The organism is uncultured Clostridium sp. (assembly GCF_947072515.1).
Classification (GTDB): Bacteria; Bacillota; Clostridia; order Clostridiales; family Clostridiaceae; genus Clostridium.
The window spans coordinates 26,082-40,472 of the sequence record NZ_CAMTIG010000033.1 but is presented as its reverse complement, the minus strand read 5'-3'; the positions used below and the strand labels follow the sequence as shown (position 1 = coordinate 40,472).

The window sequence follows — 14,391 nt, the reverse complement described above, 5'->3', positions numbered from 1 at the left end:
AGGAGAAAGTAAAAGAATTTTAAAAGAAGGACTATAAAAAAGAAAAAGTTGTAACCTTAAGTTACAACTTTGCTTTTTTTTATAAATAAAATAGCAATAAATTATTAATAATAAGGCAATAAATATATACTAATCTAATTATTAGAAAGGAAGGATTCTTTATGAAAAAAATGAAATTGTTAGCAATAATAGTTTTAATAATTCTTATCTGTATAATAGGATTTTTTATAGGACATAAATTTATAAATAAGGATGCTGCAAATAGTAGTGATAAACAGATAAAAACCACTGAAACAAGTACAAAAACATCTACACAAAAAGATACTGTAGCAAGTACAAAAAGTAATGAAAATTCAAATGCAGTAAATACACAAAGTACAAAAACTCAAACTATAGCTACACAAAGTGTTAAAGTGAAAAATGTAAGTACTCAAGGAAATCAGACACAAGAAACTCCACAAAATCAAGGAACAATAATTTATAAAGTTCCAAATGGAAGTTATACTCAAAATACAATTTTAGTAACTAATACAACAGGAAAAGATATCTCATCTGGATTATTAAATGAATATTTAAGATCATGGATTATGGAAGATCAAAATAATTGTGAAGGAATTTGTGATGCAACAGGGACATTTTGGGGACAACCATGGCTCAATAAAGTGTCAGACAAAACTGTAGTTAATGCATTTATAGATGCAAATGGAGAAGCAGCATTATCAGAGAATATAACAGCAAGTGAATTTGTAAAAACAACTCAACAATTAGATTTACTAACTATAAATAGTGTTCCATTTACTTTAGCACAAGCAAAGGCAATTATTCTAAATATGCTTCAACAAGATAACTATGCAACTCCAAGTGAGGTTACTAAAATAGTACTTGAACAAGGGGCACCGAGTGTATATGAGGTGTATACTAAACAATCAGGAAATAATATTTATTGGACTGTAGATGCAAATACAGGTTATGCACATGGATAAAATTATAATAAAATTGGATGCAATTATATTGTAAGATTTATTAACCTTTATGTAGTGTCTAGAAGCTTTTTGAATGATATAATCTTATTATTCTAGTTAAGAAGGAGTTATAAGATGAAAAAAGTTTTAAAAGGTATAGGAATAATATTAATAATAGGAATAATTATTCTAACCTTTTTAGGAATTAAATATAGAGGACAAATTGAGTTTTATATAAATACTATAAAAAATTATAAAACTATAGAAGTTAATGCAAAAGCGATACCTTTAAGCGGAACAAAGAATGAAAGTATGAAGGATAGTCAAAATATAGTTATTAATGAGAAAGAAAATAATAAAGTGATTTTAAATATTTATAAAAGCGAAAAACACTTAAAATCAGGCTCACCAGTTATTATATATGTTCATGGGGGAGCATGGATGTATGGAAATAGTGAGATTCCAGAAAATATGAGTGGGGTTATAAATCAATTTAGAAAAGCTGGATATACAATAATTAGCGTAGACTATACCTTAGATACAAAAACCATAGATTTTAATTTACAGACAACGGAAGTTAAAGATGCAATAAGATGGGTTTATAAAAACTCTGAAGAGTATAATTTTAATACAAATAGTATAGGAATTATAGGTGCATCAGCTGGTGCAAACTTAGCTATGTTAGCAGCTTATAGTGATAATGATAAATTTGTAGGAAATGAAAGTTTAAAGGATTATAGTTCTAAAGTAAATTATGTAGTAGATTTATTTGGACCGACAGAATTGTCTTCATTAAGTGAAAATGGAGAATCAAAAGAACTTTTGGAGGCAGTTAATAAAAAAGAGGCAAATTTAAAGACAAAAGCAGCATTAAAAGATTATATGGATACGTACAGTCCTATAAATTATATTAAAAAAGGGTTGCCTAAAACTCTAATAATTCAAGGTAAAGATGATAAAATAGTTCCATATAGTAATTCAGTAGATTTATATGATAAAAGCAAGGAAGTTGGTAATGATGTAAACTTAATATTACTAAATAATATGGGGCATGCATTTACCAATATTAACGAGAAACAAACAAAAGAAGTTATCTATAAATTACTAAATTTTATATTATTTAATTCAAAATTATAGTTTACTATTAAAAATAATAAATTGAAGAGATAAGAATTTAAAATATAACCTAGAAATATAAATTTCTAGGTTATATTTTTTAATATTGAAATAAAATTTATTTTAAGCTATCTACTCCATTTAAGATAAAAGCTTCAGTTAGTGAAGCCATTTCGGATGAAGATTCTTTTAAACCATTCTTAAGCCAAGCATCAAATATTCCTATACAGCCAGCCAAGATATAGTTATAGTAATAATAAAATTTTTCTGTGGCTTCTAAATTAAATAAGGCTTGCCAAGTAATAAAACATTTTTCTTTAAGAATACTTTTAATATTATCCATAAAAGATAGGTCACCATTATTGCCAAGCAAAACAGTACATAAAGCTGAATTATCTTTTAAGAAGGTAAAAATATCTTCAAGTAAAGGAAGTGGACTTTCTGTAGTATCAAAATTATGTGAATCTAAAATAGTATTAAATTCTAAGAAGAGCTCGTCTTCAATTTTTTCTAAAAGATCAAAAATATCCTTATAGTGTAAGTAAAAAGTTCCTCTATTTAAATCAACCTTTTCTGTAAGTTCACGTACAGAAATATTTTTTATATTTTTTTCTAAAAGTAATTCAATAAGACCATCTTTTAAGGCTTTTTTAGTTTTGCGTATGCGTCTATCTGTATTTGTACTCATATATTTCCCACCCTTTAATAAAATAAACAAAATAATTAAATTTGTTTATTAATAATCAAGATATATTTAAAAAGTTTAATTATTGACAATTAGAAAAATATTGATTATTGATATCCAAATTTTAGTTAATTATAATCTAAATAAATAAGAAAATCAACAGAGTGTCTATTAAAAAATAATATAGTTAAATAGGGTAATAAAGGGGAAATTTTATTTAGAAATTAGGAGGGGAGTTTTATAAAAGAGAAGTTTTTTAGAGGGGTTTTAAAATATAAAGGAATTATTTTAATAAGTTTTTTTATAATAGCTATAATATCAGGGATAATGCAGAATTTCATTTTAGTAAATTATGATATGAATGATTATTTACCAGATGAAACAGAATCTATTATTTCATTGCAAATCATGGAACAAGAATTTAGTGGAAATATACCTAATGTACGAGCATCAGTTTCTAATGTAACACTTTTAGAAGGAATGGAAATAAAAAATAAGATAAAAGAAATTGAGCATGTTGAAGAGGTAATATGGGTTGATGATTTAGTAGATATTAATATTCCGGTAGAGTTTTTAAGTCAAGATTTAATAAAGGAATATTATAAAGATAATAATGCACTATATTCAATAACTATAAGTGAAGAAAATAATATAGAAACAATAAATAAGATAAAAGAAATAACAGGAAATGAAAATGCTATAGCAGGTTCAGCAGTGGATATGGCTGTAGCAACAGAGTCTACAACGAAAGAGATAACTAAAATTATTTTAATAGCAGTTCCATTTACTTTGTTAATATTAATTCTTACAACAACATCTTGGTTTGAGCCTATAGTGATATTAATTTCTATAGGAATAGCAATCATAATAAATGCAGGGACAAATTTGATTTTTGGAGAAATTTCTTTTGTTACTAATGCAGCAGGGAGTATTTTGCAATTAGCGGTATCTTTAGATTATTCAGTATTCTTATTGCATCGATATAAGGAGATAAAAGAGAATATAAATGATCCTAAAGAAGCAATGCATATGGCATTATGTAAATCTATGTCTTCTATTTTATCAAGTGGAGTAACAACAGTAATTGGATTTTTAGCATTGGCAGTAATGAAATTTAAAATAGGACCAGATCTTGGGGTAGCCTTAGCTAAGGGAATAGGATTAAGTTTAATTACTGTATTTATATTTACACCAGGATTGATTTTATATTGTAGTAAATTAATACAAAAAACAGAACATAAAAATTTTATGCCATCTTTTAATGGTTTAGGAAAAATGGTTAAGAAATTAATGATTCCAATGGTTATTATTTTTATTATAGCTATTATTCCTTCTTATTTAGCATCCACAAATAATACATATTATTATGGAGCATCTAAAATATTTGGAGAAGAAACAAAGTTAGGAGAAGATACGAAATTTATTGAAGAGAAGTTTGGAAAACTAAATAACTATGTCATGATGGTGCCTAAAGGGGATTTAAAGAAGGAGCTAGATTTATCAAAAGAATTAAAAAAAATAAAGGAAGTTGGAGAAATAATTTCTTATGTAAATAAAGTAGGAATAGAAATTCCAGTTCAGTATTTAGATAAAGAACTGACTTCAAATTTAATTAGTAATAATTATAGCAGAATGATTATAAACGTTAAAACAGATTTTGAAGGGGAAGAAGCATTTGAAGTAGTTGAAAAAATTAGAGAAGTAGCTAAAAAATATTATGGAAATGAATATGAATTAGTAGGAGAAACTGTAAGCACATATGACTTAAAAAATACAATAACAGAGGATATGATAAGTGTAAATTTTTTAGCTATAGGTGCAGTATTTTTAGTTTTAATGATTACTATGAAATCTTTATATATACCTATGATTTTAGTTCTAGCAATTGAGACAGCTATTTGGATAAATCTTTCATTAAATTATTATATGGCAATACCTTTATTTTATATAGGATATTTGATTATAAGCTCTATTCAATTGGGAGCAACAGTTGATTATGCAATTTTGATGACAGAAAGATATTTAGAGTTTAGAAAAAAGGGAAGCAAAGATGAAGCAATAGTAAAATCAGTATCTACTGTTATGATTTCAATTTTAACATCAGGAAGCATTATGATTGGAGTAGGTTTTTCCTTAGGATATATATCGTCTCATAAAATATTATCACAATTAGGAGTTCTGCTTGGAAAAGGGACAATCTGTTCTTTAATAATTGTAGTTTTTGTTTTACCAGGAATGTTATATCTTTGTGATAATCTCATATTAAAAAAGAAAAGGGGTAAAAAGAATGAGAATAAGTAAAGTGAAAAAGGGGATTTGTATTGGAATATTAAGTGTAATGGGATGCTCAATATTTTCTAATATAGAAGTGTATGCAGAAAATGAAAAAAAGAAAATTTCAAAGGAAGAAGTTGTTTATATAAATTTAGATTCTAAAGGGGAAACAGAGGATTTAAGGGTAGTAAATATTTTTAATGGAAAAGGTATAGAGGATTACGGAAATTATACAGAAGTGAAAAATATGAATACAAGTGATGAAATAAAATTTGAAACAGGAAAAATTAATATAGAAAGTTCAAAAGATATTTTATATTATGAAGGAATTTTAGAAAATGTAGAAATTCCATGGAAGATAGAGATTAAATATAAGTTAGATGGAAGTGAAATGAAGCCAGAAGATATAATAGGAAAAAGTGGGAAAGTGGAAATAGAAATTATAGTGAAAGAGAATGAGAAGGGGAATAAAGAGTTTTTTGAGAATTATTCAATGCAGTTAGATTTTAAACTAGATACAAATAAATTTATGAATATTAAAGGAGAAGGGTTAACTGAAGTTAATGTAGGAGGAATGAAACAATTTACAGCAATAATTTTACCAGGAAAAGAAGTTGAAATTAATGTTAAATCAGATGTAGTTGATTTTGAGATGGAAGGAATTAATTTTAATGGAATAAGACTAAACTTAAATATTGATAAAAATAGTATAGATACTAGTGAAATTTCTAAGAAACTAGATGAATTACAAGAGGGAATAAAAATATTAGATGAAGGAGCAAATGAATTAAATAATGGAGCTGAAGGATTAAATAAAGGTGCAAAGAAATTAGAGGAAGGAAGTAAAATAATAAATAATGCTTTGAACAATTTGAGTTCTAAGTCAGAAGAACTTAAAAAAGCATCAGGAGAAATAAAAAATGGATTGCAAATAGTTGAAGAAGGAGTAAACTCATTTAATAAGATTGAAGAAATAAATAAAGTAATTCAATTAATAAAAGAAAAGATAGAAAATTTAAAGGAAAATTCAGACTATATAAATAAGAAAATAGATGAATTTTATAATAAGTTAAATAATAGTGGAATTGAAAATATGGAGAGCTTGATAAAGAAAAATGAAGAAGCGTTAAAAAGAATTCAACTAACAGGTATTCAAAGTGAGATTTGTAATGCTTATAATTTGAGAGGGGTAGAAGAGGCAAAAGCTAAAGTGATAGAACTTAAAAATAATGGGAATGTAGAGGCGAAAAATATTTATGAAAAGTATATAGAAAATGAAAATAATATATTTAAGGAATATATAGAAAATTTAAATGCTCTTAAACTAGCTGAAGATACACTAAAAAAGGATATAAATTATATTAATGAAAGTCAGGGATTTATGAAAGGCTTAGATGAAAAAAATAAAAATATGATAACGGAAATAGAAAGTTTAAAAGAGTATTTAAATAAATTTTCAGAAGATGTTAAAAAAATTATAGAAGAAGCAAAAAATTTAATTCAAAATATAAATAAATTAAATAAGGGAATTTCTTTATTGGTTCAAAATTATAAAGACTTTGATAAAGGCATTAATGAATATACAAATGGAGTAAATAGTATTGCGTTAGGATATAATGAAATAATTATGGGAACAACTGAATTAGTAGATGGAATAACGAAATTATATGGTGGTACAACAAATATGGCTGAAGGTACAGGAATATTAAAAGATGAAACAAAAGGTATGAGTGGAGAAGTAGACAAAGAGATAGAAAAGATGTTAAAGGAATTTACAAAAAGTGATTATAAAGTTGAATCATTTACATCGGAAAAAAATGAAAATGTAAAATCAGTGCAATTTGTCATGAAGACACCTAATTTGAATAAAGTAGAAGAAAAAAAGGAACAGGAAGAAAAAAAAGAAAGTACTTTATGGGAAAAAGTAATAAAACTTTTTAAGAAAAATTAAGGAAAAGAAAATTAAATTGAATTTAAAAATGAGAAGGATTTAGTAACTCTTAAATATTTACTAAATCCTCGTTACTTTTTATAGATGAATAGGGAAAATAAGCTTAAGAGATGCTATAATAAGGAATAATTATTTTGATTAAATTTATAGGAGAAAAACATGAAAAATTTTAAAAAAAATATAGTTATAATAGTTCTGTTTTCTATTATAATAGGAATATTCTCTTTATTTGGGAAAGAAAATATAATAATAGGAATGACTACTTTTTTAACAGCAGTAACACTATTTAATGATGATTATACTGTAAATGCACTAAGAAATATTTTGAATTTTGTAGTTTTAGAAATAGCGCTAGGTGTTATGGCATATATAGGATCTTTAAATATAATATTAGGAATTATAAGTATTTTTATTGTTACATTATATATATACTATAATTTTACATATAACACGAAGATATCTAAAGCAAGTGGATTTATAACAAGTTATTTATTATTGCTTTATATACCGGTAAACTTTAAAGAGCTTCCATTTAGATTGATGGCATTAGCTTTATCGGGAATTCTAATGATGCTTTTATACTATATAATAGTAGGAAAAAAATATTTAAAAGGAACAATAACTCAAATAAAAAGTGGAATAGATATTGTTTCTATTGAGATAAACGGTCTTTTAAAAAATGAAGATATAAAAGAAAAATATATGGAGCTTAGTAATAAACTACAAATATTAGAAAATAGAATCCTTAATACAATTAGCAAATTAACAAATATAGATATAGATTTAGAAAGAAGATATGCTATATTTTTATTTATTAAAAGATTAAATAATGTTCTTATAAAATTAAATGGACAGAAGATTGAAAATAGAGAATTTCTTCAATATGTAGACGAATTGATTAATTGCTTAGGGGAAATAAGTAAATCAAATGGAAAAATTGATGAGAAGTTAAAAGAACTAGAAAAATTCACATTAAAAATATCAAGTCAAAATGCATATTATATTTATAACATTTTTGAGGATACAAAGGAAATATTAGAAGGATTAAAAGCTATAAATAGCAATGAGATAAGTTATTTAGGAAATAAAGAAAATTTTAAAAGAGTTTATAGAAGTTTTTATAATAAAACATTTAAGAGCAAAGAATTGAAAAGTTTAGGAAGAATAGGTTCTTTAAAATGGAACTTTGCAATTAAATCTTCTTTAATGATAAGTGTTGGATATTTTATAGTAACATTTTTTAATATACCAGAAGGAAAGTGGCTATTATTCACTATAGCAGTTGTATCTCTTCCATTTTCAGAGCAAATAAATAAAAAAGGTAGAGATAGAATTATTGGAACTATAGTAGGTGTTATAGCATTTGATTTAATATTTACATTTATTCATTACAAACCTATATTAATAGTGCTTTTAATTATTTCTGTATATTGTATGTTATCAATTAAAGATTATAGTAAAAAAGCTATATTCATAACATTTATGAGTCTTTCTATGGCTAATTTCGCATTAGGGAATCCATTTAAAGATTACTATGTATTAAGCTTGGAGAGATTAAGTTTTGTTTTATTAGGAACACTGATGCCGTATATAGTTTCAAAAGTATTTCCGTATAGATTAAAAGATAAAACAGAGGAATTAAAAAAAGATTTAGTAATTTTAGTTTGTAAAATGGAAAAGGTTGTTAAAAGTAATAGTATGCTAAATAGAGAAAAAGGAAAAGAGATAGTGAAGTTAGCAGCTATAATGAAGTTTACATGTAGTAAATTATACTTTAATAATACGCAATTACAATCAGAAGAAGTAACTGAAATATTAAGGCTTGAGAATATTTTTATAATGGATGCATATTATTTGATTAAAAACTTGAGAGCAGAAAAAGAATTAAGTTTACATAAGGAAAATGATATAGTGAAAGATTTTATTTCTTTATCAGAAGATGAGAAAAAAGTTACTTTTTATAATATGGAGGATGAAGAAAAGAGAGTACTTTTAAATTTATTAAATTTAAAGAAATCTACTGAAGCTATGAAAAGTATTGTAGAGTAAAATTATAATATTAAATAAATTTATTATAAACAAAGGATTTTTTCAAATTTGAAAAAGTCCTTTGTTTATGTGGAAAATATTTTATTGTATCCAAGTAGCTAATACTTTAGCATCTTTGTGAGTTGAATAAAAATTAGCTGGATCAAAGAAATCGGCAGATGGAACAGTATATGTTTCCATATTAAATCCATTAAGTTTGTTTATTATTGTATTTTGATTTGATAAGTAACCCTTAAGTTCAGGTGTAGCACCAATTTTTTTCATAGCTACTGTATAAGAGTTAGCAAAAGTTGCATCTATAGGAATCCATTGATTATTTATATAGACTTCATTCCACATATGGCTTCCCCAAGTATTATTATATTTATCACCTAGACCTTGGCCAGATACTAATTTAACATTAAGACCAACATCTTTTGCCATTACAAAATAAAGGGCAGCAAATCCACTACATACTGCTTGTTTACTATTAAAAGTATCAATAGCGGTTCCCATGTTAGGAGGAAAGTTACCATTTGTAATATCTTTTGCATAAGCATCATTATAATTAATATTTGCCGCAATCCATACATAGAGAGCTTCTGCTTTTTGTACTGGAGTAGAATATGAAGCTGTTATTTTTTGAGCAGCTTCAGCTATAGCAGAATTTCCTTTAAGTGTATTTAATAAGCTGATACCATTAACATTGATATTTCCTTCTGAAAGTAATAATTGACCATTTGAATTGTTATTAGTAGAGTCAGACTGTAAATTAGCTTTAGAAGAATTATTAATGTTATTAGATTGATTTTGATTAACGTTATCTATATAGTTATTTTTCCCATTTGAAATTTCTTGATTAGTGACACTATTTGAAGAAGTTCCAAAAGAAAAAGTTTCATTGCTATTTGTATTAGTAGAAGGGATATCCATCTTTGGAAAAGAGAGTGATTCATTTGAAGTAGCTACAGAGTTTAAAAAGTTCAATATTTCTTTATTTTGTGTAATTGTTTGAACTGAATTATAAATGTAGATTCCTCCAAAAAATAGTATACAAACAGAAGTGATAGTAAAAATAAATTTTTTCATATATAAGCACCTCCTTATATTTTTATAAGTATATCTTAAAATTAAGAACAATAAGATAACAGAAGATATAATTAGTATTAAAAAAAAATTAAATAAAAATAAAGAGTTTAAAGGAAAGAAGAAATATTTAAATAAGAAATTAAAAATAAAAGTAAAAAAGACATAATTTTAAGAAAGAGTTATAAAGAGATAATGATTATTGACTAATTTTTAAAATAGGAATAATATATATTCATATAAAACATATCGTTTTACTATGAAATAAAAAGGAGTGATTTTAAATGAAAGAATATTCAAAAGCTATTTTTGCAGGTGGTTGTTTTTGGTGTATGGTAAAACCTTTTGATCAATTTCCAGGAGTTATAAAAATAACAGTAGGATATACAGGAGGATATGTGGAAAATCCAACATATGAAGAAGTTTGTAGTAAAACAACAGGACATACAGAAGCAGTTGAGATAATTTATGATGAAAAAATAATAAGCTATAGAGAATTATTAGAAATTTTCTTTAGAAGTATAGATCCAACAGATCCAGATGGTCAGTTTGGGGATAGAGGAGAAAGTTATAAAACAGCAATTTTTTATTGTACAGAAGAACAGAAAAAACTAGCAAAAGAGTACATTGAAGAGTTAGAAAAGAAAAAAGTATATGGAGATAAACAAATAGCAGTCAGAGTAAGAGAGGCTAAACCATTTTATGAAGCTGAAGAGGAGCATCAAGATTATTATAAGAAAAATTCTTTTAGATATTATATGTATTATAAAGGTTCAGGAAGAAAAAAATTTATAGAAGAAAATAATTATAGAGCACCTTTATCAAAAGATGAGCTTAGAGAAAAATTAACACCAATTCAGTATAAAGTAGCTCAAGAGCAAGGAACAGAACCAGCTTTTCAAAATGAATATTATGATAATGAAGAAGAAGGTATTTATGTAGATATAGTTAGTGGAAAACCACTTTTTACATCTAAAGACAAATTTAACTCAGGATGTGGATGGCCAGCGTTTTCAAAACCAATAGCAGAAGGAGCTGTCTATGATAAAGAAGATAAGTCTTTTGGGATGCATAGAGTAGAAGTTAGAAGTACGACTGCAGATTCGCATCTAGGTCATGTATTTGAGGATGGACCAAGAGAACTTGGTGGCTTAAGATATTGTATCAACTCAGCAGCACTTAAATTTATTCCTAAAGAAAAAATGGATAAAGAAGGCTATGGAAAATATAAAGATTTATTAGATTAAATAAATCTTTTAAAAAGTAAAAATGAAACTAGTAGAAGATTAAAGTCTTCTACTAGTTTCATTTTTCAAATAATTATTATTTAAACACCAATCTATATCTTCAATAAGTCTCGATTTTTCTAAAGGTAAAGTTCCCTTTAAGCTAACGTAATTCGAAGCATGATTACTTCTAAAAACTATAGATTTATCAGTATCTATAGTTTGAAGTAAAAGCTTAATTTCATTTAAAATTTCTATATTAGATAGTGTTTTAAAAGTTCCTTCTTTAACTTTATTATAAATTTCAGTGTTTCGCTCTACCATAAGGGAAAGTACACCTAAGAAATCTGGTTTAATAATACTTATTAAAGAACCAGTTTCAATTGCGTGCTCTCTTGAATAATTTAATCCAGAAATTCCTGCGATAACAGTTGCAGATAATTTTATATTACTTTCCTTAATTTTTAAAGCTGCGTGAATAAGTTCTTGTCTTGTAGCTCCTTTATGGATGTCTAATAATACTTTATCAGATCCTGATTCAATTCCCATATAAACCATTTTTAAACCTAAGGAATGTAATTCTTTAAGCTCTTCTAATGTTTTCAATTGTATTGATTTAGGAGAAGCATACATAGTTATTCTTTCAATATTTTTAAAAGATTTATTTATTAAAGTTAATATTTCTTTTAAATCTTTCATTGGAATAATTAAGGCATCACCATCAGCAATAAAAATTCTTGTTGCATAAGGAGCACTTTGACTAAATTCTAAAATTTCTTTTTTTATTTGATTTAAACTTTTTATAGTAAATTTTTTATCTTTATACATGCTACAAAATGAGCAATTATTGTGGGAACAACCTAAAGTTGCTTGAATTATTAAACTATTTGCCTCACTTGGAGGTCTGTATAATGGCATATCATATAACATAAGTATCTCCTTTATATAAGTATTAAAATCATTTATAAATTCCCATAAAATTTAAGATGTTTTTCAAAGTTTGAATTTATATATTCTAGATTATGATGACCAAGAAAAATATGATTTTGAGAATTAATATTTTTCTCTTTTAAAATTTCTTGAAGATGAGCGCAACCATTGTAAAACTCACCTTCATCTTCATTACCAGCATCAAGATAAATCTTAAAATTTAAATCTGAAGATAAATCTTTAGCAATATATAAAGGATCATATTCATTCCATGTCGCTAAATCAGAAAAATAAAGTTTATCTTCATCTTCAAGAATTAATTCTAAAGCGGGCATATGACCACCTATTTTAGAAAATAAACATTTATGTCTAAAAGCTGTATGTAAAGCAATATATCCACCAGCAGATGCACCACCAATATAGCGATTATCACTATTAGGTATAGTATTGAAGGTTTTATCTATGAATGGAATTATATCTTTAATAAAATAATCTTCATACATTCCAAGATTTATAGTACGTCCAAATGGGTCGACAGTTTTTCTACAAATTAATGATGAATTTAAACCACGACTATTTTCAAAATTTGGACAAACAATAATCATTGGAGAGATTTCTTTATTTTTTATCATAATATCAGCTTTAGATTGTACATTTAAATCAAATATTATATTTTCATCACCACTTCTACCATGTAAAAAATATAAAACAGGTAGAGGAGTTTTTAAATTATAGCATTCTGGTAAATAAATAGAAATATTCATTTCCTTTTTTAAAGAAGAACTATAAAAAGTTAGTTTTTCTATTTTTGATTTATTCAAATTAAATCACCTCGTTTTAATATATTATTAATAAATTTTAACATAGATAAATGAATAATTTATTTACGTATGTGTGAACCTCTACAAAGAATTGGTATTGCAATTATAATTAGTACTACACTCATAAAGAATGGAGATGAATGTCCAAAGAATAAATAAAGTTGTCCACCAATGATAGGTCCAATTACCCTTGAAAGAGATTGAAGAGCTTGACTACCACCATGAACTCTTCCTTGTTCACTGGAATCAACAGACTTAGAAAGAATTCCAGTAAAAGAAGGACCAAAGATTGAATCACCAAATCCATATGCAAACATTCCAATTATGAAAAATGGATAAGAGGAAAATAAAGCAGATATAAAGATAAGTCCATATCCAATAATTTCTGAAATCATTCCTAAAAGTGTTATTTGCGAATCAGTTAATTTTATTAAGAGTCTTGGCATTATAAGACTTTGAGAAATAATATCTTGTAGTCCTAAGATTGAAAGCATAAGTCCAATTAATACTGGACCCCAATTAAAAGTATTCATTGTAAATTGCGAAAAAAGTGCTTGAAAAGATCCACTAGGTATCCAAAGTAAAAATGCTGAAATAAGAATTCTCTTTAGATTTTTAATGGAAAGTATATTTAAAAGCTGAGAAAAAGGATTTAATTTTATAAGAGTGATGCTTTCTAATCTATTAGTTTTATCTAAACTTTCTGGCATATAGAATAAACCATAAATAAGGTTAAAAAAAGTGATAGTAGCACCGAAGTATAGTGGTGTAGCATAACCAAATTTAGAAAGTAATCCTCCTAAGATAGGTCCTAAAATTGTACCTATTCCAACAATGGCACTTATCCATCCAAAATATTTAGTTCGATTTTCCTCAGTAGTAATATCAGAAAAATATGCAAATATAGTAGTAATATTTCCACCGGTGATACCGTCTATAATTCTTCCAAGAAATAGCATCCATAAAGCTCCACCAATACCAAAGATTAAATATCCAATCGATGAACCTAAAAGGCATATTAAAAGAATAGGACGACGGCCATATTTATCACTTAATGCCCCAAGTCCAGGTGCAGCAAAAAATACACAAAGTGCATAGACAGATGTAAGTAATGTAACCATCATAGCTTGTTCACCTGAAGAGGTTACATAGGGTTTCACTAGAAATGGAATTATAGGAACGATGATACTAAAGCCCATTCCACAGAGAAATACAGAAATAAGTCCAAAGATTAATGGTTTTTTATTTGTATTTGATTTATTATATGATTTTAACATTTATATCCTCCATATGTTTATTATTTTGAGTCCTT

At 26.0% G+C, this 14,391-nt stretch carries 11 protein-coding genes; 6 read left to right on the top strand and 5 right to left on the bottom strand.

The features are described from left to right. Positions 1–161 precede the first annotated feature (161 nt). Together Q0W06_RS12520 and Q0W06_RS12515 are read left to right on the top strand one after the other, a co-directional pair. Positions 162–983 carry a PepSY domain-containing protein gene (locus tag Q0W06_RS12520; RefSeq protein WP_297636020.1) on the top strand — a complete coding sequence of 274 codons (822 nt, stop codon included), beginning with the start codon at positions 162–164 and terminating at the stop codon, positions 981–983. Between the two features lie 114 nt (positions 984–1,097). Continuing rightward, complete coding sequence (locus Q0W06_RS12515; RefSeq protein WP_297636017.1) at positions 1,098–2,099, top strand: alpha/beta hydrolase; 1,002 nt, start codon at positions 1,098–1,100, stop codon at positions 2,097–2,099. A gap of 97 nt (positions 2,100–2,196) precedes the next feature. On the opposite strand, the gene Q0W06_RS12510 is transcribed toward Q0W06_RS12515, so the two are convergent. Further along, complete coding sequence (locus tag Q0W06_RS12510) at positions 2,197–2,766, bottom strand: TetR/AcrR family transcriptional regulator (protein ID WP_297636014.1); 570 nt, start codon at positions 2,764–2,766, stop codon at positions 2,197–2,199. 324 nt (positions 2,767–3,090) lie between these two features. Between Q0W06_RS12510 and Q0W06_RS12505 the strand changes: the two genes are divergently transcribed. From Q0W06_RS12505 to Q0W06_RS12495, 3 genes are all read left to right on the top strand, one after another. After that, positions 3,091–5,064, top strand: a complete 1,974-nt coding sequence (locus Q0W06_RS12505) for an MMPL family transporter (RefSeq protein WP_297636010.1) — start codon at positions 3,091–3,093, stop codon at positions 5,062–5,064. Next, entirely contained in the window at positions 5,051–6,988 is a 1,938-nt protein-coding gene (locus Q0W06_RS12500; protein WP_297636007.1) for a hypothetical protein, read from the top strand. Before Q0W06_RS12505 ends, Q0W06_RS12500 begins: the two co-directional genes overlap by 14 nt. A 159-nt stretch (positions 6,989–7,147) precedes the next feature. After that, positions 7,148–9,037 carry an FUSC family protein gene (locus Q0W06_RS12495; protein WP_297636003.1) on the top strand — a complete coding sequence of 630 codons (1,890 nt, stop codon included), beginning with the start codon at positions 7,148–7,150 and terminating at the stop codon, positions 9,035–9,037. Positions 9,038–9,118: 81 nt separating this feature from the next. Here Q0W06_RS12495 and Q0W06_RS12490 read toward each other — a convergent pair whose 3' ends face one another. Further along, positions 9,119–10,105 (bottom strand): transglutaminase-like domain-containing protein, encoded by a 987-nt coding sequence (locus tag Q0W06_RS12490; protein WP_297636001.1) that lies wholly within the window; start codon positions 10,103–10,105, stop codon positions 9,119–9,121. 281 nt (positions 10,106–10,386) lie between these two features. Between Q0W06_RS12490 and msrB the strand changes: the two genes are divergently transcribed. Continuing rightward, positions 10,387–11,349 (top strand): peptide-methionine (R)-S-oxide reductase MsrB, encoded by a 963-nt coding sequence (gene msrB, locus Q0W06_RS12485; protein WP_297635998.1) that lies wholly within the window; start codon positions 10,387–10,389, stop codon positions 11,347–11,349. 39 nt (positions 11,350–11,388) lie between these two features. Here msrB and Q0W06_RS12480 read toward each other — a convergent pair whose 3' ends face one another. The 3 genes from Q0W06_RS12480 to Q0W06_RS12470 are packed head-to-tail and all read right to left on the bottom strand — an operon-like array spanning position 11,389 to position 14,356. Then, a complete protein-coding gene (locus Q0W06_RS12480) occupies positions 11,389–12,258 on the bottom strand; it encodes a radical SAM protein (RefSeq protein ID WP_297635995.1) in 870 nt (289 codons plus the stop codon). A gap of 32 nt (positions 12,259–12,290) precedes the next feature. Next, positions 12,291–13,079, bottom strand: a complete 789-nt coding sequence (locus Q0W06_RS12475) for an alpha/beta hydrolase-fold protein (RefSeq protein ID WP_297635992.1) — start codon at positions 13,077–13,079, stop codon at positions 12,291–12,293. A 59-nt stretch (positions 13,080–13,138) separates the two neighbouring features. After that, entirely contained in the window at positions 13,139–14,356 is a 1,218-nt protein-coding gene (locus Q0W06_RS12470; protein WP_297635989.1) for an MFS transporter, read from the bottom strand. Between the last annotated feature and the right edge of the window lie 35 nt (positions 14,357–14,391).

Coding starts and splice junctions, on each gene's coding strand:
- Q0W06_RS12520 (WP_297636020.1), top strand. CDS start 162: ATGAAAAAAATGAAATTGTTAGCAATAATAGTTTTAATAATTCTTATC.
- Q0W06_RS12515 (WP_297636017.1), top strand. CDS start 1,098: ATGAAAAAAGTTTTAAAAGGTATAGGAATAATATTAATAATAGGAATA.
- Q0W06_RS12510 (WP_297636014.1), bottom strand. CDS start 2,766: ATGAGTACAAATACAGATAGACGCATACGCAAAACTAAAAAAGCCTTA.
- Q0W06_RS12505 (WP_297636010.1), top strand. CDS start 3,091: ATGCAGAATTTCATTTTAGTAAATTATGATATGAATGATTATTTACCA.
- Q0W06_RS12500 (WP_297636007.1), top strand. CDS start 5,051: ATGAGAATAAGTAAAGTGAAAAAGGGGATTTGTATTGGAATATTAAGT.
- Q0W06_RS12495 (WP_297636003.1), top strand. CDS start 7,148: ATGAAAAATTTTAAAAAAAATATAGTTATAATAGTTCTGTTTTCTATT.
- Q0W06_RS12490 (WP_297636001.1), bottom strand. CDS start 10,105: ATGAAAAAATTTATTTTTACTATCACTTCTGTTTGTATACTATTTTTT.
- msrB (WP_297635998.1), top strand. CDS start 10,387: ATGAAAGAATATTCAAAAGCTATTTTTGCAGGTGGTTGTTTTTGGTGT.
- Q0W06_RS12480 (WP_297635995.1), bottom strand. CDS start 12,258: ATGTTATATGATATGCCATTATACAGACCTCCAAGTGAGGCAAATAGT.
- Q0W06_RS12470 (WP_297635989.1), bottom strand. CDS start 14,356: ATGTTAAAATCATATAATAAATCAAATACAAATAAAAAACCATTAATC.